Raw genomic sequence first — 1,748 nt, 5'->3', positions numbered from 1 at the left:
TTATGACTGTGGATACGCACCGGAATCGTATTGATAAACAGACCTATGATGTGCTCCACATTCGGAATGTCTGCCGGGCGCCCAGATACCACGCTGCCAAACACGACATCATCGGTGCCGTTATACTTTTGCAGCAAAAGGCCCCAAACGGTCTGCATCAACGTATTGATGGTCACCTGATAACGCTTGGCTATGCGCTGAATACTAGCCGTTAGCTCCGCACCCAAATCAAAATCCAAACGCTCTGCCTGATATCCCGTTTTGCCCTGGATTTTTGCCTGTGGCAAGCGGGACTGCTCCTCGTATCCTTCCAGAACCTTGCTCCAATAGCTGGATGCGGCCTGACGATCCTGCTGTTCCAGCCATTCGATATATTGACTGTACGGCGTGACAGGGGCCAGTTCAGGTTGTTTATGAGCCAGGATCGCAAAATAGCTCGCAAATACTTCACTTGTCACCAGCGACAAGCACCAGCCATCCATCACGATATGATGGAAGCTCCATACAAAACGATACGTCTCCTCGCCTGTGCGCAACACAGCGACACGCATCAAGGTATCCTGCGCCAAGTCAAAGCCTCTTTGCTTGTCTTGGCGCGTAAATTCGCGGATGTACTCGTTTTGCTGCTCGTCCTCCATGTCCCGTAGGTCCTCAGCATACAATTCACTGCGCTTATTCCGGTACACAACCTGGAGCGGTTCATCTTTCCAGCCGCTGTAGAAGTTCGTGCGCAGTGCCGTATGCCGCTGCACCAAGACATCTAGACTGGCCGCAAAGGCAGCGATATTAAACTGTCCTCTCAGATCAAAGGAGGCCTGTTCAAAATACGCTCCCGATTGCGAATCCATCAAATTGTAAAAGAGCATCCCCTTTTGCATCGGGGTCAGTGCGTATACATTTTCCAGTTCACCGATACGTGCTGCCTGCTTTGCAATCTGTTCCAGTTCTCCAGTCGTCAGACCTTTGAAGGACACATCACTTGGGGTAAGCTCTGGCCGCTCCTGAGCGACGCAATGTGCAATCACCTCTTGCAAGGCGGATTGCAGCAGGCTGGCCACCCGTTCCAGCGTCTCTTTACGATACTGCTTACGGCTGTAAGCGATCGTCAAGCGCAGCGTGCCTTCCGAGATCATCGCGTTCAAATCCAGCGTATACGGCAAGCGGGAATCGGCATCCTCTGTCTCCCCTGCGCTGTAGGAGGACAACGTGATTCCACTATTTTGCAGATCCTGATCGACCTGCCCCAAATAGTTAAAGCTGATTTCCGGTTCGGCTGCGATCGCACGGCCTTCACCGGATCCGGACGCAGGGGACAGGTAACGCCAGGTGCCATAGGTCAGCCCTTTATGCGGAATCCGGCGCAGACCTTCCTTCGTTTCTTTAATCCGCTGAGCCAGTGTCATTTCCTTGCCGGTCTCCAGCAGCACCGGATACAAGCTCGTGAACCAGCCTACGGTACGTGTAATATCCAGCTCTGGCAGGATCGCTTCCCGGCCGTGTCCCTCCAGATTGACCAGCACCTGTCCCGCACCTGTCCAGTTGTGCACCGCCAGTCCCAAGGCGGTCAGCAGCAAATCATTGACCTCGGTGTTGTAGGCACGATAAGCCTGCTTCAACAGCTGCTGGGTTTCAGCTTCGGTCCACTCCACGGTCAGCACTTCGCTGTCTGCGTTCAAGGAGCCTTCGTAGGCAAAATCCTTAGGCAGCGGAGCGATCGCAGCTTTGGCCTGCTCTACCTGCTTCCAATA

At 53.7% G+C, this 1,748-nt stretch carries 1 protein-coding gene; it reads right to left on the bottom strand.

Annotated features, from left to right (window positions below; genetic code table 11):
* Nucleotides 1-1,748: condensation domain-containing protein (locus tag AC5V8P_RS25435; RefSeq protein ID WP_495474034.1), on the bottom strand; the 1,748-nt coding region annotated here is incomplete at both ends.

It is taken from the genome of Paenibacillus sp. N119s (assembly GCF_059447605.1).
Note: the sequence above shows the minus strand (reverse complement) of the source record. Positions and strands in the feature narration are given on the sequence as shown.